At 66.8% G+C, this 22,832-nt stretch carries 18 protein-coding genes, 3 pseudogenes and 1 riboswitch; of the genes and pseudogenes, 8 read left to right on the top strand and 13 right to left on the bottom strand.

Features of this window, described 5'->3' with window-relative positions:
• Both A5702_RS09375 and A5702_RS09370 read right to left on the bottom strand, forming a co-directional pair.
• Positions 1 to 383, bottom strand: a pseudogene (locus A5702_RS09375) (MarR family transcriptional regulator); the annotation flags it as partial.
• Positions 380 to 2,038: a pyruvate, phosphate dikinase gene (locus A5702_RS09370; RefSeq protein WP_369817885.1), complete on the bottom strand. Its 1,659-nt coding sequence runs from the start codon at positions 2,036 to 2,038 to the stop codon at positions 380 to 382. The pseudogene A5702_RS09375 and the gene A5702_RS09370, both read right to left, overlap by 4 nt.
• 104 nt (positions 2,039 to 2,142) lie before the next feature.
• Between A5702_RS09370 and A5702_RS09365 the strand changes: the two genes are divergently transcribed.
• Positions 2,143 to 2,652 (top strand): DoxX family protein, encoded by a 510-nt coding sequence (locus A5702_RS09365; RefSeq protein ID WP_055398923.1) that lies wholly within the window; start codon positions 2,143 to 2,145, stop codon positions 2,650 to 2,652.
• On the opposite strand, the pseudogene A5702_RS09360 reads toward A5702_RS09365, so the two are convergent.
• Positions 2,653 to 3,047: pseudogene (locus A5702_RS09360) on the bottom strand (HNH endonuclease signature motif containing protein); the annotation flags it as partial. It lies immediately after the preceding gene.
• Between the two features lie 216 nt (positions 3,048 to 3,263).
• Between A5702_RS09360 and A5702_RS09355 the strand changes: the two are divergent.
• The 4 genes from A5702_RS09355 (at position 3,264) to A5702_RS26225 (ending at position 5,970) form a co-directional block, all read left to right on the top strand.
• Positions 3,264 to 3,593: a DUF732 domain-containing protein gene (locus A5702_RS09355; RefSeq protein ID WP_068220074.1), complete on the top strand. Its 330-nt coding sequence runs from the start codon at positions 3,264 to 3,266 to the stop codon at positions 3,591 to 3,593.
• 462 nt (positions 3,594 to 4,055) lie between these two features.
• The gene (locus A5702_RS09350) at positions 4,056 to 4,685 is read left to right on the top strand and encodes a uracil-DNA glycosylase family protein (protein WP_231965030.1); all 630 of its coding nucleotides are present in this window, start codon (positions 4,056 to 4,058) and stop codon (positions 4,683 to 4,685) included.
• A complete protein-coding gene (locus A5702_RS27255) occupies positions 4,685 to 5,098 on the top strand; it encodes a DUF732 domain-containing protein (protein ID WP_156669542.1) in 414 nt (137 codons plus the stop codon). Before A5702_RS09350 ends, A5702_RS27255 begins: the two co-directional genes overlap by 1 nt.
• 65 nt (positions 5,099 to 5,163) lie before the next feature.
• Complete coding sequence (locus A5702_RS26225) at positions 5,164 to 5,970, top strand: DUF732 domain-containing protein (RefSeq protein ID WP_156669541.1); 807 nt, start codon at positions 5,164 to 5,166, stop codon at positions 5,968 to 5,970.
• A 145-nt stretch (positions 5,971 to 6,115) separates the two neighbouring features.
• On the opposite strand, the gene A5702_RS09340 is transcribed toward A5702_RS26225, so the two are convergent.
• Positions 6,116 to 7,480, bottom strand: a complete 1,365-nt coding sequence (locus A5702_RS09340; protein ID WP_068220068.1) for a flavin monoamine oxidase family protein — start codon at positions 7,478 to 7,480, stop codon at positions 6,116 to 6,118.
• A gap of 94 nt (positions 7,481 to 7,574) precedes the next feature.
• Positions 7,575 to 9,395, bottom strand: a complete 1,821-nt coding sequence (locus tag A5702_RS09335) for a hypothetical protein (RefSeq protein ID WP_231965029.1) — start codon at positions 9,393 to 9,395, stop codon at positions 7,575 to 7,577.
• Positions 9,396 to 9,709: 314 nt separating this feature from the next.
• Between A5702_RS09335 and prpD the strand changes: the two genes are divergently transcribed.
• Positions 9,710 to 11,215 carry a 2-methylcitrate dehydratase PrpD gene (gene prpD, locus A5702_RS09330; protein WP_082956002.1) on the top strand — a complete coding sequence of 502 codons (1,506 nt, stop codon included), beginning with the start codon at positions 9,710 to 9,712 and terminating at the stop codon, positions 11,213 to 11,215.
• 116 nt (positions 11,216 to 11,331) lie between these two features.
• Here the strand turns inward: prpD and A5702_RS09325 are convergent, their stop codons facing one another.
• Complete coding sequence (locus A5702_RS09325; protein ID WP_055398917.1) at positions 11,332 to 11,550, bottom strand: hypothetical protein; 219 nt, start codon at positions 11,548 to 11,550, stop codon at positions 11,332 to 11,334.
• A 125-nt stretch (positions 11,551 to 11,675) separates the two neighbouring features.
• Between A5702_RS09325 and A5702_RS09320 the strand changes: the two genes are divergently transcribed.
• Positions 11,676 to 13,424 (top strand): DUF3556 domain-containing protein, encoded by a 1,749-nt coding sequence (locus tag A5702_RS09320; protein ID WP_068220062.1) that lies wholly within the window; start codon positions 11,676 to 11,678, stop codon positions 13,422 to 13,424.
• Positions 13,425 to 13,463: 39 nt separating this feature from the next.
• On the opposite strand, the gene metE is transcribed toward A5702_RS09320, so the two are convergent.
• From metE to A5702_RS09285, 7 genes are all read right to left on the bottom strand, one after another.
• The gene (gene metE / locus A5702_RS09315) at positions 13,464 to 15,734 is read right to left on the bottom strand and encodes a 5-methyltetrahydropteroyltriglutamate--homocysteine S-methyltransferase (protein WP_068220059.1); all 2,271 of its coding nucleotides are present in this window, start codon (positions 15,732 to 15,734) and stop codon (positions 13,464 to 13,466) included.
• A 136-nt stretch (positions 15,735 to 15,870) separates the two neighbouring features.
• Positions 15,871 to 16,064, bottom strand: a riboswitch (cobalamin riboswitch).
• A gap of 51 nt (positions 16,065 to 16,115) precedes the next feature.
• Positions 16,116 to 16,757, bottom strand: coding sequence for an SDR family oxidoreductase (locus A5702_RS09310; RefSeq protein ID WP_068220056.1), 642 nt, complete (start codon positions 16,755 to 16,757; stop codon positions 16,116 to 16,118).
• Positions 16,758 to 16,795: 38 nt separating this feature from the next.
• Positions 16,796 to 17,638 (bottom strand): SDR family oxidoreductase, encoded by an 843-nt coding sequence (locus A5702_RS09305; protein ID WP_068220083.1) that lies wholly within the window; start codon positions 17,636 to 17,638, stop codon positions 16,796 to 16,798.
• Between the two features lie 77 nt (positions 17,639 to 17,715).
• The gene (locus tag A5702_RS09300; protein WP_068220053.1) at positions 17,716 to 18,996 is read right to left on the bottom strand and encodes a TetR/AcrR family transcriptional regulator; all 1,281 of its coding nucleotides are present in this window, start codon (positions 18,994 to 18,996) and stop codon (positions 17,716 to 17,718) included.
• A gap of 138 nt (positions 18,997 to 19,134) precedes the next feature.
• Positions 19,135 to 19,782, bottom strand: a complete 648-nt coding sequence (locus A5702_RS09295; RefSeq protein WP_055398909.1) for a nitroreductase family protein — start codon at positions 19,780 to 19,782, stop codon at positions 19,135 to 19,137.
• Complete coding sequence (locus A5702_RS09290) at positions 19,782 to 20,882, bottom strand: acyl-CoA dehydrogenase family protein (RefSeq protein ID WP_068220051.1); 1,101 nt, start codon at positions 20,880 to 20,882, stop codon at positions 19,782 to 19,784. Before A5702_RS09290 ends, A5702_RS09295 begins: the two co-directional genes overlap by 1 nt.
• The gene (locus A5702_RS09285) at positions 20,879 to 22,024 is read right to left on the bottom strand and encodes an acyl-CoA dehydrogenase family protein (protein WP_055398904.1); all 1,146 of its coding nucleotides are present in this window, start codon (positions 22,022 to 22,024) and stop codon (positions 20,879 to 20,881) included. Before A5702_RS09285 ends, A5702_RS09290 begins: the two co-directional genes overlap by 4 nt.
• 257 nt (positions 22,025 to 22,281) lie before the next feature.
• On the opposite strand from A5702_RS09285, the pseudogene A5702_RS09280 reads away from it, so the two are divergent.
• Positions 22,282 to 22,832 (top strand): annotated as a pseudogene (locus tag A5702_RS09280) (nitric oxide reductase activation protein); the annotation flags it as partial.

Genomic DNA, 22,832 nt, shown 5'->3' with positions numbered 1-22,832 from the left:
TGCACCTTGTCGAGCCGGGCCAGCACCGCGGCATCGTATTCCGCGTCGTCGTGGGTGTTGGCGCTGCCGCCCGGGCCGCCCTTGAGCTGCCAGTCGGTCACGAGAGACTTGAAATCGGCGTTGACCGGACGAAAGTCGTCGTAGGCGGCTTCCAGCGTGGCCCGGTCGGCGCCGCGCCGCTCGTCGTCGAGCAGCGCCGCGAGCCGCTCGCGCCCGCTTGGGGTGATCCGCACCGCCGCGCCGTCGGCCAACAGGCCCGCGGCGGTCAGCCGCTCGACGAGTTCGGTCACCCGGGCGGGGTCCTCGTTCAACGTCGCGGCCAGGTCTTCGGGGCGCACCCGGCCCTTCAGCCGAACCGCTTGCAGCACAGCCAGTTCGGTCATGAGGCGGGCTTTTCCGTCAGGCGCAACGCGGTCAGCATGACGATCAGCGGGGTGGCCGAGACGACGTCGGTATGCCCGCCGTCCATCGCGGCCGCGACCGCGGCCTCCCCGGCGTCATCCAGGTGCGGGTGGTCACCGGAGGTGTGCGCGCGCAGCGGGCTGATTCGCCGCGCGATGTCGGCCAGTTCCCGCAATTCCGGGGTATCGCTCTCCGACCAGGCGGACAAGGTCAAATTGCCTTCGCGCACTTCGCCTTCGCCGCCGTCGACCGTGATCGACTTGCCGGCCAGCGATGCGGCGACCCCGCGGCCGCAGCCGACCACGGCCACTCGGCCGAGTTCGCGGCTCACGACGGCCGCGTGGCTGGCGGCGCCACCGACCTCGGTGACGATGCCCTGCGCGGCCAGCATGCCGGAGACGTCTTCCGGCCTGGTGTGGTCGCGCACCAGGATGACCGACTCCCCCCGCTCGGCGGCATCGAGGGCCTCATCGACATCGGTATAGGCCGTGCCCGACGCCACGCCCGGGCAGGCCGGCAATCCCTTGGCCAAAAGCCTTGCGGACAGCCTTATTTCGGGCTGAAGGGCGGGTAGCAACAGCGTCCGTACGTGCGCCGGGGTGACCCGCCGCAGCGTCTCGGCGTCATCGATGAGCCCCTCGTGCCGTAGCTGCAGCGCCAATCGCACCGCGGCTTGCGCGGACCGCTCAGCGTCCCGGGTCTGCAGCAGCCACAGCCTGCCCTCTTCGACGGTGAACTCGATCTCTTGCACGTCGGCGCCGAGCCGCTCCAATCTGCCTGCGGCGTCCAGCAGCTCGTCGTAGACCGCTGGCTGTTCATCGCGCAGGGTGGTGATCGGCTCGACGTCGACCGACCCGGACACCACGTCGTCACCCTGCCCGCCCGGCAGCCATTCGCCGAAGGGTGCGTTGTCGCCGGAAATGGGGTTGCGTGAAATGAAAGCGCCCGCACCGGAATTCGGGCCGAGATTGCCGAACACCATCGCCTGCACCACCACCGCGGTGCCGCTGAGATCGTCGACGCCGTGGTGGGCGCGGTAGGCGACCGCACGAGGCGAGTTCCATGACGCGAACACCGCCTCGATGCCGGCGCGCAGCTGGGTATACGGGTCGTCGGGCACCGCGTCCGGGCCGACGATGCGCCGGTACATGCGGTCGAACCGCTGGCGGGTGTCGCGGGCGAACGCCGCGGTCCCGGCCGCGGCCAGCGCCTGCTCCACGTCGTCGTTCATGCCGAGGTCAAGGATCGTGTCCATCATGCCCGGCATCGACTGGGTCGCCCCGGAGCGGACGCTGACCAGCAACGGACGCGGGCCCCGCCCGAACGTGCGCGACGTCTGCGCTTCCAGCCAGCTCATCCGGTCCAGCACGTCGTCCCAGATCGCGTCCATCGTCGCCCGGGGGTCGGCGAGATAACGCAGGCCCACCTCGGTGGTGATGCAGAACGCGGGGGGCACCGGCAGACCGTGCCGGCGCATCGCCTCGATGCCGTGTCCCTTGTTGCCCAGCAGCTCTCGGGGGTGATTCGCTGTGCCGTCCAACAACACCACGGATTGCCCGTCGGTAGCGGACCCGGACGCGTCACGGCGGGCGCCGCTGCCTCGTGCGATACGAGCCGTGGTGCACCCCCTCGTGATCTGTTGCTGATGGCCGGGAACGCCCGCAATGGTCCCACACGGACGGGGACTGGCCGCTCGGCGCTCCTGTTGTCGCGGCGGGGCCATGATCTAGGTTTGCAGGTATGACTCCCTACGACGTCGGGTTACTGATCCTGCGGCTGGTGTTGGGCGTGACGTTGGCCGCGCATGGCTACAACAAGTTCTTCGGTGGCGGCCGCATCCCGGGCACCGCGCGGTGGTTCGAAAGCATCGGCATGAAGCCGGGCAAGTTCCACGCCACCGTAGCCGCCACCACGGAGATGGCCGCCGGTCTGGGCCTGGCCGCCGGGCTACTCACCCCGATCCCCGCGGCCGGCTTCGTGTCGTTGATGCTGGTCGCGGCATGGACCGTGCACCGCGCCAACGGATTCTTCATCGTCAAGGAGGGCTGGGAGTACAACCTGGTCCTGGCGGTCAGCGCCATCGCCATCGCCACCCTGGGCGCGGGAAAGATCAGCCTGGATTATGTGGTGTTCGGCCACAACTGGATGGACGGCTGGCGCGGCCTGCTTATCTCGGTGGGGTTGGGCCTGGCCGGCGCGATCGGCCAGCTGGTCATCTTCTACCGGCCGCCCGCTAAGCAAGCCGGTTAGCTAGGGGTCGTCTTCGTCCGCCATCAGGTCCTCGGGGTGGTGGAAGGAGTTGGTGCGCGGCTGCCCGCGGTCCAGATGGGGCGGCGGGATCCATTCGGTCTTGCCGTTGGTCCGCTTCCGGGTGACCCAGCCCTTCTCGAGGAGCCGGTGGTGGGGCCCGCAGGCCAGGGTGAGCTGGTCGATGTCGGTCCGACGCGTGCCGGCCCAGTCCTGGACGTGGTGGACTTCGCCCCAGTAGCCAGCAACCTCGCAACCCGGCGCCGAGGAGCCACGCTCCTTGGCGTACAACACATTCGCTGGGCCGGCGAGCCCAGCCGCTTGGTAGAACGCCAGCCCCTTGCCATCGTCGAAGATGGCCAAAGGCGGTGGGCTTGGGGGGCGAGCCGAATGACGTCGTAGCAGGCCGCTGCACGACGCGGCAGAAAGCCATCCTTCGATCGTTAAACGCAGGGTCCTACCACCCTCTGCATTGGCTTCTGGTGTCCTGCATTGGCGTCTGGTGTCGAGGTATCGGAATGCCAGGCACTTCACGGCCAATACTGACTTTGAGAGAGCAAAGGGGCCGAACGGCCCTGGCGGGCGGCGGTGTCGGCAGCGGAACATCTCGGCACATGATGACGAAGTTGGCGGTCGCCGTCTTCGCGGCTTCAGGATTGCTGCTGTCGGTGGGCGTTGCCTATGCGGACAGCGCCGACGATCGGTTCGTCGCGGCGCTCTCTTCGCAGGGCATCCCCGGGGACAGGGGGGTGCTGATATCCGTTGCACACCAATTCTGCGATGCCCAATCCCTGCCGCGCGTCGGAATAGGTATGCCCAGCCCCTATACGATGCAGCTTCACAATCTGCGGGATCAGCTCTTTCGTCAGGGATTGTCGCAACTGCAGACTGACCAACTCGCGAGCGACGCGGCAGCAGCGTATTGCCCAGATCGGTTGCGCTGATGAACAGCGGGCTTATCTCTTCGCGTCGGGATTAGCTTGTCGTTGGTGCAGCTGTCAGGAGTGATCGCCGCAATGATCGCCCTCGCCGTAGCTGACCATTGTCCCGATATCCCCGGAACATCCTCGACAACTGCCCCGCATCCGGCGTCACCACCAAAATGTGTCTAGGAGTTGCGAGGGCGCACGCCATCTGTTGGGACTCTCTGGCACGTTTCGGGTGTCATGTCATCAACATACTGTTGGATGTGGTATGTGCGGCGGGCACAACGTTGCTGCCCGGAGGCTTTGGAGGGCAACAGGTTTCAAACTCACCGATCCACCGTGAGAATCGCCGGCGCCACGACCGTTTCGTGGTGTTAGGTCGCACCTGGAGAGGTGGTCCCCCAACAGGTGACTTTCATACCCGGAAGGCGTGACGAACGGCCCTGGTCAGCACAGTGTCAGCGGCGAAACGTCTCGTTCATGCTGACCAAGCCGAGCATCGCCGGGACTCGTACCGCGGCTGGGACCATAGATTTTTTGAGCATTCTCAACACCGAAATCGCCAACTGCCACCGGTGCCCCGGTATGAACATTCTCGGCAAGACGCAGTCCGCGCCCGGTTACGGCTCACCGACCTCGCCGCTCATGTTGGTCGGACAAAGTCTGTGCGGGCCGTGCATGAAGACCGGCATTCCGTTCACCGGTGGCTCCGGCCGGTTCATCGATGCCGCCTTGGCCCTCGCTGGCCGCTGTAAGGCGGAACTCTTCACCACGAACGTCGTGCATTGCCACCCACCCGAGAACCAGCCGTCCGAGCGAGCCTGGATCGCCAACTGCGCCGACTATCTGCGGCGTGAGTTTGCGGTGGTGCGGCCCCTGTTGGTGGTCGGCTTGGGCGAAGACGCCCGCTCCGCGATCCGCGCCGAATATCCACGCTCTCCGGTGCTGGAATGGTGGCCGTTTACCCCGCCGGCGCAGCCGCCGACCGGTGACCCCGCATTACTTTTGTTGCCGCACCCGCGCTGGGTTATGACCAGGCCCGCGCGTCTTCGCGAAGCGTGGGTGGTGGGCCTAGCTAACGCGATCACCTGGGCATTCTTACGCGTGTGATGACTTACTACAGTTACCCGACGGCTCCCCGCCGCAATTATGCCAAGGCAATCGCCCTGGCGATGATTGCTCTCGCGGTGTCCATATCGGTGGTGGCGGCCCTCCTCTGGGCTCACCAGCTGCAGACTCAGCGTGCTGGGACTTCGGTCCCGGCATCGCCCACTAACTCGCTCGTGTACACGCCGGCCGGGCAGAAGTATCTTGATGCCGTCAGGTCGAAGGGTGTGCCCGGGTCGGATGGCGAGTTGGTGGCGGCGGGTCAGGGTGTTTGCACCGCTGTTCTGGACCACGGGGTCAATTTGGAGATGGAGGCCCGGAGTCTGCGGCAGCAGGGATGGTCAGGGGTGGCTCCTGCGGTAATCATCGTCAACGCAATCCAGATTTTGTGCCCGCCTGCGCCCTGGATGGGGTGAGCGCGATGAAGCACTTAGCCCAGCCTCGGCGGCGGGTACCCACCACTTCCCAAGCTGGGACAGTTATGACTGCCCCGTCATGGACTCCCCCGAATGATGAGCAACTCGAGCGGCTAACGGCCAGCGATGACCTGCCGGTGCCCGCATCCCAGGATGATGAGTGTCTGACGTCGGCGGAAGGGATGCCGACGCAGGTCGGCCCGCCGATCTCCGCCGACGACAAGCCCCCGACCGAGACGGCGACCGCGGTGGCTTGGTCACAAGAACCACCCGGGGACATACCGGCCGAACTTGAGACGGACCGTTTGTGGCGGGCGGCTTGGAGAGACGCCGCCATCATGGTGATTGCGGCGCTGGCGCTGGCGACTGCGGTCGGAGTTGGTTTATCCCTGCTGTTCGACCACCGGAACAATCCACCGAGCACGCCCACTGCGAGCGCCCCACCGACGACAACTGCACCGCCGACGACAGCTACTGCACCCCCGACGACGAGCGTGGTCCCAACGCCGTCGACGACGACCGTGATGGTGCCGCCGACGGTCATCGTCCCGCCACCAACAATCATCCTGCCGCCGCCTACGCCGCGTCAGCCGCTACCGCCCCCACCAGCAAGTGAAAGCGAGAAGGCCCTTCTGTTCGTCTACTTAGCGAACCAGGCCGGAATCACGATCACGGATGTGTCCGCGGCTGTAAAGTCCGCGCACGATGTGTGCGCAGACCTGCGTCAAGGAGCGACCAAACAAGTGGAAGCCCGTGCAACTCAGTCCAATACCGGAATGTCGCCCAGCGCCGCTGTCGCCATCATCGACGCGACAACGGTGGTTTACTGCCCGGACGAGTATGGGCCTTGGACCTACTTCCCGAACCGCTAGCCGTGCGACCGTACGCCCCGCTCACCGGCGCTCGCAGGAGTCACGGCCAGATTAGCGGACCGACGTCCCGCACGTCTCCGTTAGGATTCGGTCGCTGTTCGACAGCGCTGGGGCCACTGAAACGAAAGCGGCGAAAGCGATTTCGTCAGGCGACGGCGACCGCCTCGGCCTCGCGGACCTCGGTCGCGGCGCGCTCGCCGGAGCGGATCGCGCCGTCGATCCACCCGCACATGACGGCCGAGCTCTCGGTGCCGGCCCAGTGGATGCGGCCGCATGGCTCGCGCAGGGTGTAGCCGAATTCGGTCAGCACGCCGGGCGGCGCGTGGCCGATCATCCCGCCGCCGGAGTAGCGCTCGACGGTCCAGTTCTGCTCGTGATATTCCGACGGCGATCTGGCCTTATCGCCGAATCGGTCGACCACCTCGCCGATGATGGCCGCTTTGCGCTCGGCCTCGTCGAGCTTTGTCAGCCGGCGCGCCGCGGGGCCTTCGCTGATGACGCACATGACCCCGGGGTCGCCGGTGTCGGTGCAGGCGTCGATCGTCAGGCTGGCCAGGGATCCCGGCGCGGCCGATTGACCCGAGAGCCCGTCGGCGCGCCAGAACGGCTCGTCGTAAATGATGGACGTCTTGATGACCGCGCCGCTCGGCATGCGCTGGTGCAGCAGCGCGCGGTCCACCGGGAGCATCGGCTCGTAAACGATCGAGGTGGCGACCGCGAGCGGAATGGCGACGATGACGCGACGCGCCCGCACCGTCAAGTCGGCGGCGGTGACGGTCACGCCGTCGGCATCCTGAGCGATTTGCCGGACCGGCTGCGAAAGATGTAGCGCGTCACCCAATTCCGCGGCGATTGGGCCGTAGATGGCGCCCATCCCGCCGACGGGGCGGGCATCCTGGGAGCCCCCCTTGCCCGAGATCGCGAACGTGAGCCCGCCGGCCGACGCCGTCTGGAGCAACCCCCACAACAGCGACGTCTCCGACGCCGCCGACGTGTAGAGGCCGGCGAAGGCCATGTCCAGCATCTCGGCGGCCTGCTTGGACGCCGTCTTGTTGTTGATCCATTCCCCGATGCTGATTCGGTCCCACTCCTTGGCCTTCTTCGCCTCCCACGGGGCCTCGCGCGGAATGGCTTTGCACATCTCCTCGATGGCGACCAGGCCGATCCCGAGGTTGGCGACCGCCCACGGGCTCATGGTCCACGGAATGGTTCCGCCGTAGCGGTGCTTCTTGCCGCCGACGATCATCATCGCGTCGCCGTCATTGTGCTGCTTGTACTCCGGCACACCGAACTCGTTCATCAACGCGTAGATGCGGTCCTGGCCCGGCCCGATCCACGCGCCGCCGCGATCGATCCACGTTCCGTCCGGGCGGTATTCGGTGAAGGTGCGGCCGCCGACCCGATCGCGCGCCTCCAGCAAGGCCACTGAATGGCCTGCCTTCTTTAGTCTGTACGCGGCCGTCAAACCCGCGAAACCCGCTCCGACCACGCAATAATCGACGTCCGCCATGACTGGCTCCTCGGTTGCAGTTGGGTGCTGAGCAGCAAACTACACCGGTCGCGACGCGGCAGCGGTCCGTTCGCGCGGAATTCACCCTGTGGACCTACATGCGATCGAGGCTCTGGAATCCGGGGTCTCCGAACCAATGCTTCTTGAGTTCTAGCGTGGCCTGACCGACGCCGACCGGGTCGTACCGGTTGGCGATCTCCAGCAGCCCGTAATACGCCCAGCCATTTCCGGGGTAGGCCCCTACCGGGATTTCGCCAGACAGGGTAGTCGGGGGCCCATCCAGGCTTTCACGCAGCAGCCGCTTGGCCTCGTCCAGAGACAGCCGCCATTCCTTCGCCCCGGCACCGATCGCATCCGCCTTTTGAATTAGGACCGAGGCGGCGGTCTGACGCGTGGGGTAGAGCCACAACGGGGGCTCGTAATAGCCCAACTGCGAGTCGATTTCTACAGCGCGTCGAGCCCATGCCTCCGCATCGGCCCACCTGGTTTTATTGCCGTGCTTCGCGTCGAAGATGGCCATCCGCGCGCGTCCTAGATAATTGAGGATCGCGGCCAGACATAGATCCTTATCGCGGGGGAGCCGGACCTCGGGATCGCAGTCCTCGTTCGTTTCGGTGTTGCGTGCGGCGTTGCGGACTTTGCCGAGATCGTCATAGAACCGGTCGGCGGATTCGATGGGCTTTTTCCCGTCCCAGATATCCGCCATCATTTGGGTAGAATGATAGGCGAGGTTGGCAATAGGCTGCTGCTCGAACGGGTCCGGCTCCTCGAATTTACGAATATCCGCCGTGGTGGAGAAGTTGAGCTTTGCGAGGTAGTAGACAGCGCGATACTTTTCGGCGCGCAGCCCATTTCCATTATCCGGCAACGATTGAAGCAGTTTCTTCGCGTAGCGGTCGATGTCCCTGTCCGGGGTGTCGCCGCTCAGCACCGCAGCCGCGAGCAAGAAATGGATATTATGCGGGTAATATTCATATTTGTAGCGGTCACCGTCTGGGCGAGATAAATTCGGCTCCATGGCGAAATACGCGTCGTCGGCCTCAATGGCTGCCTTGTTGGCCGTGATCGCGTCCTGCATGTCCCCGATTCGGTAGTAGATGTGTGACGGCATATGGACCAGATGGCCCGCGGTCGGCGCCAATGGTGTGGGCGGCGCCAATTGGTCGGCGTGTTGCCTTGCGACGGCGGGGGTACGCGACCCCTCCATCAGATGGATGTAAAAGTGGATGATCCCTTCGTTTTGTTGATATTGAGGGAGGCTCAGAGCATTCTCTAGTTGCTTCTGTGCATCCGTGACCTCCTTGGAGACGGGATTTCCGTCTGTGTCCCAATACCTCCAAGGCGTCAGATTCATGACGGAGTCGGCGAAGAGCGCGATGACGTTGGGGTCATTGCTGCCAAACCCGTTCAGCACTTTTATCATCCCGTTGTAATAAGCTAAGTTGCGAGCCTTCTGACATTTCTTCTCGTCCTGACCAATGCAATCCCGGTTGCGCTCAAGTAAAGCGTCAATAATCGCGCGGTCCTTTTGGCTTGGATTAGCTTTCTCGGCGCTATGGAGGACGGCATTCGCTTGCTCTCGATCATGCGGCGATTGTTCCGACTCGTTGATGTCTACCCCCAGTGGGAGAGCTTGCGCCCAATAACAGGCCGAGCAGGGCGTGTTGCTATTCTCGGCCTCGTTCGCCGCTTCGTGGAATGCGCGATAGGATTCGCGGCTGTTGAAGGCGAAGAAGAATCGCAGGCCTTGATCAAAATACGCCTGGCCGGCAGGCACGTCCCAATGCGCGCTTCCGATCCCGGCATAGCGCGGCGGCACTGGATCGTTCTTCGCCAGGTAGTACAAGGAACAGGCCGGGGTCTCCTCGGCCATCCCCATGGGATCCGTACCGGTGCTGGCAGCGGGTTGCGTCATGCCCTCTTCCGATGGGCCCATGCAAGAGCTCTGCGGCTCGGAGGGCGAGCAGCACGCGGCGACGGTAAAAGCGATAACAATCGCCGCTCCCGACAATCTGTTCCGGAATATTTCGAACATGATCCCCTCGCACCGTATCGGCAACTCACTGGGACGCAGGCATCCTAATCCGCACCGAGTCACGAAACCACCATTTGACGGAATCGCTTCGTGGAATCCGCCGACGGCGGCTCTGGCACCGGCTCGACCGAAATCAAATGCGTTGATGTACCGAATTTTTCATGCTCTTGTCGCGGGCGCATAGTCTGCTGAGTATGAAAACGCACGAGGTTCGGGCGCGGCGCAGCTCGGACGACTTCCCCCGCGCCGAACACCTGGCGGCCAAGATCGCCGAAGTCGCAGCCGATCCCGTGGCCGTCGAGGCGGAAACCGCGGAGATGGTGGCGAATCGGATCATCGACAACGCGGCGGTCAGCGCGGCCGCGGTGTTGCGTCGACCGGTGACGGTGGCGCGGCGGCAGGCGCTGGCCCATCCCGCGGCCCGCGGCGCCAACGTATTCGGCGTCGACGGCACCTACTCGGCGGAGTGGGCGGCGTGGGCCAACGGCGTCGCGGTGCGCGAACTCGACTTTCACGACACGTTTTTGGCCGCCGAGTACGCCCACCCAGGCGATAACATCCCCCCGCTGGTCGCGGTCGCCCAGCAGCTGGGCCTCGGCGGCGCCGACCTGATCCGCGGCCTGGCGACCGCCTACGAGATCCAAATCGACCTCTCCCGCGGAATCTGCTTGCACGAGCACAAGATTGACCACGTCGCGCACCTGGGTCCGGCGGTGGCCGCCGGCATCGGAACCATGCTGAAGCTGGACACCGAGACCATCTACCAGGCGGTCGGGCAGGCGCTGCACCTGACCACCAGCACCCGCCAGTCCCGCAAGGGGCTGATCTCCAGCTGGAAGGCGTTCGCCCCGGCGCACGCGGGCAAGGTCGGCATCGAGGCGGTGGACCGGGCCATGCGCGGCGAGGGATCGCCCGCCCCGATCTGGGAGGGCGAGGACGGCGTAATCGCCTGGCTGCTGGGCGGACCCGAACGCGAATACCACGTGCCGCTGCCCGCTCCCGGAGAACCCAAGCGCGCCATCGGAGACAGCTTCACCAAGGAGCACTCCGCGGAGTACCAAAGCCAGGCGCCGATCGACCTGGCCCGGCGGCTGCGCGAGCGCATACCCGACCTCGGTCAGGTCGAGACCATCGTGCTGCGCACGAGCCACCACACCCACGTCGTCATCGGAACGGGCTCGGGGGATCCGCAGAAGTTCGATCCGGACGCTTCCCGGGAAACGCTCGACCATTCGCTGCCGTACATCTTCGCCGTCGCCCTGCAGGACGGGGTATGGCACCACGAACGCTCCTACGCCGCGGAACGGGCGCACCGGCCCGACACGATCGAGCTGTGGCGCAAGATCTCCACGGTCGAGGACCCGGAGTGGACGCGCCGCTACCACTCGAGCGACCCGGCGCAGAAGGCGTTCGGGGCGCGCGCCGAAATCACGCTACGCGGCGGGGAGGTGATCTCCGACGAGTTGGCCGTCGCCGACGCGCATCCGCTGGGCGCGCGGCCGTTCCGGCGACCGCAGTACGTCGAGAAGTTCACCCAGCTGGCCGGCGACGTCGTGGAACCCGCCGAGCGGCAACGGTTTCTGGACGCCGTCGATTCCCTGGCCGGCCTGCGGGCCGGCGCGCTGGATGCGCTCAATCCACGCGTTTACCCAGAGGCTCTGCGGCGGACGCCGGCGACCCCGCCGGGCATCTTCGGGTGACCGAAATCGGGTGTGCAGTCACGGCTTTGAGCGTGCGGCCAGGGCGGAGTCTTCGCGGATTTCTCGCCCTCAGTTCACGCTGAACGCCCTCAGTTCACCCTCGAGCGGGAAAGCCGTTACGGGCTGGGCGCCGGGCCGCCGTACTGCCACACCAGGTTGTGGGCGCCGGTCATCGTGGGGTTGCACCACATCGTCCTGCCGTTGCCGTCTTGGGTGGTCGCGTGCAGCGTCGCGCACCCGTCGCCGGGTGCCGGCGCGTCGGCACGGGCCACCGCGATCGGTGCGGCGGCGGCGACCAGCACCGCAGCCGATATGGAAACGAAAAGCCTGCTCATGATGGACGCCTCCTAGCGAGCCGCGCCGATCCGGGTTTCACGCTATCCGGCGGCGAGGGCACAGGCAAAGGATTGTTGCCCGGCTTGAGTGCGGTTCGCCTAGAACACGTTCTAATCTGACCACCATGGGATTTCTCAAGCCTGAGCTGCCGCAGCTCGACATGGCCGAGTGGAACAAGGGCACCCGTAGCGAGAAGATCCGCCCGATGGCCAAGCACTGGGCCGAGGTGGGCTTCGGCACGCCGGTCGCGCTGCACCTGTTCTACGTCGTCAAGATCCTGCTCTACATCCTCGGCGGTTGGCTGTTCGCCTCGGCCACCAAGGGACTCGGCGGGTTCACCCACGTCGCGTCCTGGTGGTCGGAGCCGATCGTGTTCGAAAAGGTCGTGCTGTACACGATGCTCTTCGAGGTGATCGGGCTGGGCTGCGGCTTCGGCCCGCTGAACAACCGGTTCTTCCCGCCGATGGGGTCGATCCTGTACTGGATGCGGTTCGGCACCATCCGGCTGCCACCGTGGCCGGACCGGGTCCCGCTGACCAGGGGCACCAAGCGCAAGCCGATCGACGTCGCGCTCTACGCGCTGTTTTTGCTGGTGACCCTGAGCGCGCTGTTCGCCGACGGCACCGGACCGATACCCGAGCTCGGTACGACGATCGGGTTGCTGCCGGCCTGGAAGATCGTGCTGATCCTGCTGCTGCTCGGCATCCTGGGGCTGCGCGACAAGGTGATCTTCCTGGCCGCTCGCGGGGAGGTGTACGCGACCATGGCGGTGACCTTCCTCTTCGGCGGCGTCGACATGATCGTCGGATCGAAGGTGGTGTTCCTGGTCATCTGGATGGGCGCCGCCACGTCGAAGCTCAACAAGCACTTCCCGTTCGTGATCTCCACGATGATGTCCAACAATCCGCTGGTGCGGCCCCGCTGGCTCAAGCGGCAATTCTTCGAGAAGTTCCCGGACGACCTGCGGCCCGGCCGGCTGTCGCGATGGCTGGCGCACCTGAGCACCGCCATCGAGATGCTGGTGCCGCTGCCGTTGTTCTTCTGCCACAGCGGCTGGCCGATCACGATCGCGGCCATCGTGATGGTCTGTTTCCACCTGGGGATCCTGGTGTCGATACCGATGGGCGTGCCGCTGGAGTGGAACGTCTTCATGATCTTCGGCGTGCTGTCGCTGTTCGTCGCGCACGCGCGACTGGGCCTGCGCGATCTGAGGCACCCGGTGGTGGTGGCGATACTGTTCGTCGTCATCGCGGGAATCGTCTTGCTGGGCAACATGTTCCCCCGCAAGATCTCGTTCCTGCCGGGAATGCGGTACTACGCCGGCAACTGGGACACCACGCTGTGGTGCATCAAAGGATCGGCCAGCGACAAGATCGCCAGGGGCATCGTGGCGATCGCCAGCATGCCGCAGGCCCAGCTCGAGCGGTTCTACGGCAGCCCGGAGGCCGCGCAGATCCCGCTCTTCATGGGATATGCGTTCCGCGGCTTCAACACTCACGGCCGCGCGCTGTTCACCCTCGCGCACCGCGCGATGGCGGGCCAGAACGAGGACGACTACGTCCTCACCGACGGCGAACGCATCTGCAGCACCGCCATCGGCTGGAACTTTGGCGACGGCCACATGCATAACGAGCAGCTCATCACCGCGCTGCAGGAGCGCTGCCATTTCGAGCCGGGGGAGGTGCGGGTGGTGCTGCTCGACGCGCAGCCCATCCACAAACAGGTGCAGGCCTACCGGCTGGTGGACGCGGCGACGGGCGAGTTCGAGCGCGGCATCGTCCGCGTCGCCGACATGGTGACCCGGCAACCGTGGGCTGACGACGTTCCCGTCGAAGTGTTGTCGGACGAGGCGCCGAGCGTCACGCCAGAGTGACGGTGGCGCCCGAGGGCCACGCTGGCGTGACGCTCGCGGTCAGGCGCCCGCCCGCACTTCCTGCGCCGCGGCGACCATGTTCTTCAGCGAAGCGATCACCTCGTCGGCATTTCGGGTCTTCAGGCCGCAGTCCGGGTTGACCCAGAGCCGTTCCGCCGGAACGGCTTTCAGCGCCGCGCGCAACGACTCCGCCATTTCCTTCGTGCTCGGCACTCTGGGCGAGTGGATGTCGTAGACGCCCGGGCCGACGCTGTTGGAAAACCCGACCGAGTTGAGGTCGTCGAGCACCTCCATGTGTGAGCGCGCCGCCTCGAGGGACGTCACGTCGGCGTCCAGGTCGGCGATGGCCCCGATCACCTCGCCGAATTCCGAGTAGCACAGGTGGGTGTGGATCTGGGTGGAGTCATCGACGCCGGAGGTGGCCAGCCGGAAAGAACCTACGGCCCAACGCAAGTAGTCCTCCTGATCCGCGCGGCGCAGCGGCAGCAGCTCCCGCAGCGCCGGCTCGTCGACCTGGATGACGGCGATGCCGGCGGATTGCAGGTCCACGGTTTCGTCGCGGATGGCGAGCGCCACCTGGTTGGCGGTGTCGGCCAGCGGCTGGTCGTCGCGGACGAACGACCACGCCAGGATCGTGACCGGACCGGTCAGCATGCCCTTGACCGGCTTGTCGGTCAACGATTGCGCGTAGGAGATCCAGTCGACGGTCATCGGGTGGGTGCGAATGACGTCGCCGTAGAGGATCGGCGGACGCACGCAGCGGCTGCCGTACGACTGCACCCAGCCGCTCTGCGTCGCGAAGAAGCCCTGTAGCTGCTCGGCGAAGTACTGCACCATGTCGTTGCGTTCCGGCTCGCCGTGCACCAGCACGTCGAGACCCAGCTCCTCCTGCAGCGCGATGACGTCGGCGATCTCCTTGCGCATCCGCTTCTCGTACTCCGCTTGGTCGATCTCGCCGGACCGCAGCGCGGCGCGCGCCTTGCGGATCGCGGCGGTCTGCGGGTAGGAGCCGATGGTTGTGGTCGGCAGCGCCGGCAGGCGCAACCGCTCGTCCTGGCGGGCACGACGTGACGCCGGGTCGCCGCGGTGGGTGCCGGTGGCGACGATCTCCTCGATGCGTTCCCGTAGCCGGTCGTTGTGCAGCCGCGGGTCGCTCTTGCGGGAGGCCACCGCGGTGTTGGACGCGGCGATCTCGTCGGCGACCGCGCCGCGCCCTTCGCGCAGGGCACGCGCGAGCGTCACCACCTCGGCGACCTTCTCCTGACCGAACGCCAACCAGCTGCGCAGCGCGTCGTCCAGGTCGGCCTCGGGTTCGAGCGAATACGGCACGTGCATCGTGGAGCACGACGTCGAAACCGCAACCGTGCCAACCGAACCCAGGAGGGCGGTCAGCTTGCCCAGCGCGGCTTCCAGGTCGGTGCGCCAGACGTTGCGCCCGTCGACGACGCCGGCCACCAGGGTCTTGCCGGACAGCTCCGGTATGCCCGCCACCGCCGTGTCGGCGCCGTAAACGAGGTCGACGCCGATCGCCTCGACCGGGGTGCGGGCCAGACCGGCCAGCGATGCGCCGGGATCACCGAAGTAGGTGGCGACGTAGATGGCCGGCCGGTCGGTCGCCTTGCCCAGCGCGTTGTACGCGGCCTCCGCCAAGGCCGGGGCGTCGGGGGAGATGTCGGTCACCAGCGCCGGCTCGTCGAACTGCACCCACTGCGCGCCGTTGGCGGCGAGCAGCCCCAACAGCTCCGAGTAGATGGGCACGAGTTCCTGCAGTCGCTCGATCGGCGCGCCGCCGCCGTTGACCGCCTTGCTCAACAGCAGGAAGGTGATCGGTCCGATGACGACGGGGCGGGCGGGGATCCCCTGCGCGAGAGCCTCTTTCAGTTCGGCGACCACCTTGTCCGGGTTGAGCGAGAAGGTGGTCGAGGGCTCGATCTCGGGGACCAGGTAGTGGTAGTTGGTGTCGAACCACTTGGTCATCTCCAGCGGCGCGACGTCGGGATTGCCGCGGGCTGCGGCGAAGTAGCGATCCAGATCGTCGGGGACCCGTGCGGCCCGGGGCGGCAGGGCGCCGAGCATGACGGCGGTGTCCAGCATCTGGTCGTAATAGGAGAAGGTGTTCACCGGCACCGAGTCCAGGCCGGCCGCGGCGAGGCGGGCCCACATGTCGCGGCGCAACGTCGCGGCGACCGATTCCAGCTCGGACCGGCTGGTGCGTCCGGCCCAGTACCCCTCGGTGGCGCGTTTGAGTTCGCGCTTCGGGCCGATGCGGGGCGAGCCGACGACCGTGGCGGTGAATGGTTGGGAGATCACGATGTTCGTCCTTCAATCGACGGGGTGGTCACCGCCATTGCGGACGCGAGCCGATCCGGCTGCGGTGCGCAAGGTACACGCATCTCAACCGTCGCGGCCGAACGCCCATTCCACGAGGCGATGAGCCGCCGGGCGCGGCGCGCCCGGCACAGCTGGCAGGTCTTCGGACTCGCAGGCGCACACCCCGATTGGTGTTCCTACTGGCCGTCGCTTCCCGGTCTTGCGACCAGTGCTTTTGACGGCGGTCGTTCCTGCATACCGCTGCGGGACAGTCCCGGGCTCTCACCGGGTTCCCTCTCGCGAAGCGTTACCAACCCGCCTCGCTCGATGCCGAAGTCGCGTGGTGCGGCGACGGCAGACCAGCTGCGAGATGCAGTTTAGTCAGCCCTTCAACGCCGCCGCGATCGGGAGGTCGCCGTTGTTGAAGTCGATGGTCCGGCCGATCGTCGCGTTGTTTTTCAGGGCGACCGCGGCCACCTGCGCGACGTCCGCACGGGATACCTCGCCTTTGCCCTCACCGAGGGCGATTCGGCCCGTCGGCGGGTCGAGGGTGAGCCGGCCCGGTCCCAGGATCGTCCAGTGCAAACGGCTGGCGCGCAGGTGTTCGTCCGCGGCCGCCTTCGCCTCGGCGTAGGGGAAGAACGAACTGTCCTGCGCGACACCGTGATCGGGACCCGCCCGAAAATACGACACCATCACGAATCGCAGGATGCCCGCCCGCTCGGCGGCATCGATCACCCGGATGGCCGCGTCGCGGTCGACGGCGTACGTGCGCGCCGGGTTGCCGCCGCCTGCGCCGGCGGAGAAGACGACCGCGTCGTGACCGGTCAGCAGCTCGGTGAGCGCGTCGGTGTCCAGGCGCTCGATGTCGGCGACCACCGGATTTGCGCCGGTGGCCGCGACGTCGTCCGAATGTTCGGGGTTGCGGAAGACCGAACTGACCTCGTCGCCGCGTTCGGTCAGGATGCGGGCCAGCTGCAGTGCGACCTTGCCGTGCCCGCCGATGACGATGACTCGTGCCATGCCCCCGACGGTACCGGCGCCGAAACGGGCACCCGTCTCTAGAGCTTCACCCGCCCCATGATGATGTCGATGATCGGCTTGCCCGGCGGGTAGGCGTTGGTGAGCGAGGCCATCGTGTGCCCGTAGTCGACCAGCAGCGTGATGCCGCTGATGCCGAAGGCGGCGGCGCTGTTGAGGAAGGCCATCACGTCACCCATCTGCTCGGGGGTATGCACCTTCGAGCCGGTCTCCTCGCGGTAGTCCTGCGCGAAGGTGAGCCAGAGGTCGGCGTTGGCCTGGGCCAGCGGGGTGTCGGTGGGGCCGGGGCAGATCGCGTTGATGCGGATGCCCTTCTTCAGCAGCGGGTAGCCCTGGGTCGCGACGTAGGCGTTGACGACCTTCTTGGAAAAGCCGTAGTGGATGATGCCTTCCGCTTCGTGCGCCTTGACCCACTCCTGCGCGGAGGCGAAATCCGGCGTGGCGAGAAATTCGGTCAGCAGCTCCAGGTCGTTTTCCCAGCCCATGCCGGCGACCGAGGAGATGAAGCAGATCGCCGAGCCGGAGGGAAGCTGGTTGCGCTCGAGGAGGCGGTCGATGAGGTGGCGGTGGCCGAGGAAGTTGATGGCCATCAGGTCGGTTGTCCCGTCGGCGATGCCGGCGGCCGAGAACAGGGCGTGGACCGGCCCGTCCAGCTGCTCGACCGCCGCGTCGATCGACGCGGGATCGCGCAGGTCCACCTGGATGGCCTTGGCGACGTCGTAGTTCACCGGCGCGTAGTCCATCACGATCACCTCGGCGCCGAGCTCGGCCGCGGACTTGGCCGCCGCCGCGCCCATGCCGGTGGCGCCGCCAACGACGAGAGCCCGCTTGCCGTCGTAGCGCAACCGATCGACAACAGTCATGGAAATCCCCTTCTCGTTCACTGCCAACGCGGTTCTAATTGCCCAACTGTATGGGTAACAGTTTTTTGGTTCAACACCTACCCCGCACGAACCGCGACGCCACGCAAAACGGTGTCGCGGACGTGCACGAGCGCGGCGCGTTTGCCGACGTCGGCGAGGATGTTCTCCGGTATCCACTGCAGGCCGATGACGCAGCGGGCGAGCATCGCGGTGGATGCGGCGTCGGCGGTGATCTCCCCGGATCGGATGCCTTCGGAAAGAAGCGTTTTCATCTGCCGAAGTCGCGTCGCATACAGCCACCCCGGGTTGGGGGTGTCCGGGGGCGACTGCCGCATCCAGGCGAGCTGAATGCGGAACTCGTCGGAGAACCGATCGAGCGCATTGACGTTGACCCAGCTCAAGGCGTCCAGCTTCTCGACCGGCGTGGCGTTCGAACGCAGCACGGCGACCCAGCCCGCCTCGACCTTCCGGCCGAACGATTCCATGATCGACGCCAGGAGTTCGTCCTTTGACCCGATCACCCGGTAGACGGTTCCCGTGCCGAGGCCGGCCGCGGAGGCGATGTCCCTGATGGTGGTGGCCTCGTAACCCTTGCGGCCGAACTCCGTCCGCGCCACCGCCCGGACGTGCGCCGCCTTGTCGCTGGGGTCGGCGTCGCTGTCGTCCGACCAGGTCTCGATGACGTCCCGGGCCGCCGCCAAGGCATTCGACCTATCCAGCGCCGAGTCGGTGGGCGGCCGGGTTGCCAACCCTTGCAACATGATTCGACAGAGTAGGACCGCCACCTGATCGGCGGGGGATTTGTGACGCATGACGTCAAGGCCCACCTGCAGCATGGTCTGGCAGATCCGGTCGGCCAGGGTGGGCAGATCGATGTCGGGCTTGATGTAGCCGCTCCACCGTCCCGCGCGCAGGGTTTGCAGCATCGCCTCCTGAATCGCCACGGGGCGCTGCTGGGTCAGCTTCATCAACTCAGGGTCGGTGCTCGGCCCCTCGTAGAACGACATCTGCAGCGCGGCGCGGTGCTGCACGGCGCAGTTGGCGATCGCCGAGCCCAGTTCGACGATCTGCTCGGGGACCGGGCGGGGGTCGGCCTTGTCCAACTTCGCTTGCGCGGCAAGCCCGATCCGGTCCAGATCCTCCTGATAGCGGTGGATCAACTCGATCAGGATCGCCTCTTTGGACTCGAAGTGGTGATAGAGGCTGCCGGGAAGAATTCCCGCCGCGTCGGCGATCTCCTGCAACGAGGTTCGCAACCCCGACTGCGCGATCAAAGAGGCCGCGGTGGTCAGGATTTCGGTCCGGCGCGTGCCCAAATCGGCTGTGGCGCCGGCTCGCAAGGACTCCGCTCTGGGCATGGTCAGCGCTACGCGCTTCCGGACGACTGCGGTTCGACAACCATACGCATTCGTCCCTCTCGCCGAACCAAATCTTTGTTAGAGGTTATCAGACCCGGCGCGGCGAACACGCTGCTAACAGCGGTAATGGCCCCCATTCTAGAGCCCTGGCCCGTCCCAACCGTCGCGCACGACCACCTCGGCGACCGGCCTGCGCCGGGCCGGCCGGAACGTGTGCCCCGCGCGCAGCCGGCCCACCGGAAGCAGGCAGCCCTGCACGTAGGTTTCGGGGATGCCCAGCAACTCCCGCACCTCCTGCTCGCGATGCAGGTGCAGCGTCGTGATGCAAGTGCCGTATCCCCGGGTGTGCAGCGCCAGCTGAAAGTTCCACACCGCCGGGAAGATCGAGCCGTAAAGCGTGGCCTGATGAAACGATTCGTCGCCCTCGATGCGCGGCAGATACGGCTCGTAACACGGAATCACCAGCAGCGGCACCTTTGCCATGTGCTCGACCAGCCACTCCGTCGACGACATGATTCGGCCCTCCGGCGTCCCGGCCGGCACGAAATCGGCGATCAGTTGGCCGCCCACACGCAGCAGGTAGGCCGCGCGGTACAGCCGAGCGATCTCCTCGCGCAACGCCGGGTCGGTGATCACCAGCCAGCGCCACGACTGCTGATTGGAGCCGTTGGCCGCCTGCAGCCCGATGCGCAGGCATTCCCGAATGTCTTCGCGGTCGACCGGGGCATCCAGATCGAGCGTCTTGCGCGCCGAGCGGGTGGCGGTGAGCAGGTAGTCGATATCCATCACGGCCGGTCCCTCTTCGCAAGGCGCGCACCGAGTTCCGTCAGGTACCGGTCGGGCCCACCGAGGAACGCGCTCCAGCTCAGCAGGCGCTTGAGATACAGGTGCGCGTCGTGCTCCCAGGTGTAACCGATCCCGCCGAAAACCTGAATGGCCGTGTCGCCCACGGTGGCCAGCCGCCCGGCGAATGCCTTCGTGCGTACCGCGGATAGATGCCGCTCGGCCGGATCGGCGTTGTCGGCGGCCCACAGCGCGTGGATCACGCCGCTGCGGGCGAGTTCGACAGTCTCGAACATGTCGACGCACAGATGCTGAACCGCCTGGAACGAGCCGATCGGCTGCCCGAATTGCGTTCTGGTTTTGGCGTATTCGACCGCGATGTTCATGACGGCGCGCGCCGCACCGAGGGCGTCGGCGGCGGCGGCGATCAGCACGTCGTCGACCACCGCCGCGACGACCTCCGCCGACGCCGCGGCCAGTCGCTCCGCCGGCGCCGCGTCGAGCGTGACGCGAAACCGCTTGCGGGTCTGGTCGATACCGTGTTCGGCCGTGACCGCAACGCCCGAGGAGTCCGTTCGCACGGCGAACAGCCCAAGCCCGCCGTCATCCTCGGCGACCACCAACAAGACGCCCGCGGCGGCGGCGTCGGGCACCGCGGCGATCTCGCCGCGCAACACGACGCCCCCCGCTTCCCCTCGGGCCGCGGCAACGGGAGCATCGGCCAGGAGGCAGGCGGTGGCGACGGTGGTGCCGTCGGCGATCCCGGTCAGCAGCCCGGCCCCGGCGCCGGTCGCGCCGAGCCGGGTCAACGCCCGGGGCGCGGCGACGGCGGTCGACAACCACGGTCCCGGATGCAGCGCCGCGCCCAGCTCTTCGGCCACGATGCCGGCCTCGACCATCGACATGCCGGCGCCGCCGTGGTCCTCCGGGACCAGGAGGCCGGTCGTCCCGAGCTCGGCAAGCCCACGCCACACCGCCTCGTCGATGCCGGTCGGGTCGTCCAGCAGCGGGCGCACGTGCTGCGATATCGGCGCCTTTTCGGCGAGAAAGCGCCGGGTGGTGTCGCGCAGCGCCGCCTGCTCGTCGGTGAGTTCGAGATTCATGCGCGCGGCAACCCGAGTACCCGCTGGGCGGTGATGTTCTTGTTGATCTGACTGGTGCCGCCGGCGATGGTGAGCGAGCGCGACGTCAGGCGGTAGTTCGCCCACGGAGCGCCGGCACCGCGGGTGCCCAGCACGTCGAAGGCCAGGGCGGCCATGTCCTGCCCGATCTCGCCCCACACCGTCTTGGCGAGGCTGGCCGATCCGAAGGCGTCACCGCCGTGCAGCGTGGCCGAGATCGACCGCTGGCACAGCACCTCGAGATACTTGATGCGGAGCGCGATTTCGCCGAGGCGGCGCAGCGTCACGGCGTCGTCGAGCGCATCGGTGTGCGCGGCGATGTCGTCCACCAGTTCCTCGAGCCGCACCTGCATCTCGGCGTATAGCCTTGCGGCCCCGGCCCGTTCGTGGCTGAGCGTGGTGGTGGCCACCTGCCAGCCGGCGTTCAACGGCCCGAGCAACGCGTCCGCCGGCACCCGCACGTCGTGGAAGAAGACCTCGGCGAAATCGGCTTCGCCGTTGAGCGTCACCAGCGGGCGGGCTTCGATGCCGGGCAGGGACATGTCGACGATCAGACACGAGATGCCCTTGTGCTTGGGCGCGTCGGGATCGGTGCGCACATACAGCTGGCACCAATCCGCCCGGTGTCCGAGCGAGGTCCAGATCTTCTGGCCGCTGACGACGAAGTCGTCACCGTCGCGCACGGCGCGGGTACGCAGCGCCGCGAGGTCCGACCCGGCTTCGGGTTCCGACATCCCTTGGCACCAGATGTCGTCGGCGCGCATCATGCGGGGCAGTAGCGTGCGCTTCTGGGATTCGGTCCCATATTGCATGATGGCCGGCGCGATGTTGTTCAGTCCAATCACGTTGAGCGGCATGGGCGCCCGCGCGCGGGTGGTTTCCTCGGTGTAGACCAGCTGCTCGAGCACCGTCGCGCCGCGGCCACCGTACTCGCGGGGCCACGAGACGGCGGCCCAGCCCGCTTCGGCCATCGTCGCGCTCCAGGCGCGCAGCATTTCGATTGCGGCGTCGTCGCGCCCGGCGGGACGACGGGCGGCCACCAGCTCGTCGGTCAGGTTCGCGGCCAGCCAGTCGCGCAACTCGGTGCGGAACTGCTCCACTTCCGCCGGGTATGAAAAGTCCACTTTTCCTTGTTTTCTGGTGAATTTGCGACCTAGCCGGACTTTACGGTTGAGCGGATAGCCGGTCAACGTCGGCGTCGGCGGGCACGTCGGCTTTGCCCGGCATCGCGCTGGCGCCTCGTCGCACACACCTGAAGCACCCTGCCCGATTGACTGCGATCGCAGCGGACTTTACGGTGGAACAGATATTTGGTCAACGTCGTCCAACCGTTCGGAGCTTGAGGGTGTCCACCGAAGTTCCCGGCGCTCCCGGCCTCGGCATGCTCGCCTCGGCGCTCGCGGGGCGCGCCGTCGCGGTGGCCGTGTCGCGGCCGGGTGAGCCGTCGTGGACCGACGGGCAGACGATTCACGTCGGCGCGGACCCGCGCGGTCAGCTCGAGGCGGTGGCCGTGCACGCCTCGATGATCGCCGCCGGCAGCCTGGACCCGGAGGTCATCCGGCCGCTGCTCCGCCATCCCCGACTGGCCCGGCGTTACCTGGCGGTGGAGGGGCACCGCGCCCTTGTCGCCAACGCCGGCCTGCTGCCGAACGTGTTGGTGTCACTGGGCGACCGGGACACGGCGAGTCGCAGCGATTCGCCCGCCGCGTCGCTGCGGATCGCCGAGAGCCGCGACGCGATCGACGACCCGGCCCCGGATTTCGGCGTCATCCGCGCGGCGAAGGTGCTGGCCGGGTCCGCCCGGGCGGCCGAACGGCAAGAGGGCGAAAACGCCGGACACGTCCCGCAAGACCGTGCCGCGCGGGAGTTGGAGGAACTCGACGACGGCGAGGTCGACGATTCCGACGACCCGGACATGTTCACCAGCCCGGT

It is taken from the genome of Mycobacterium sp. E3339, from assembly GCF_001666915.1.
Classification (GTDB): Bacteria; Actinomycetota; Actinomycetes; order Mycobacteriales; family Mycobacteriaceae; genus Mycobacterium.
This window is presented reverse-complemented; position numbering and strand designations above follow the sequence as displayed.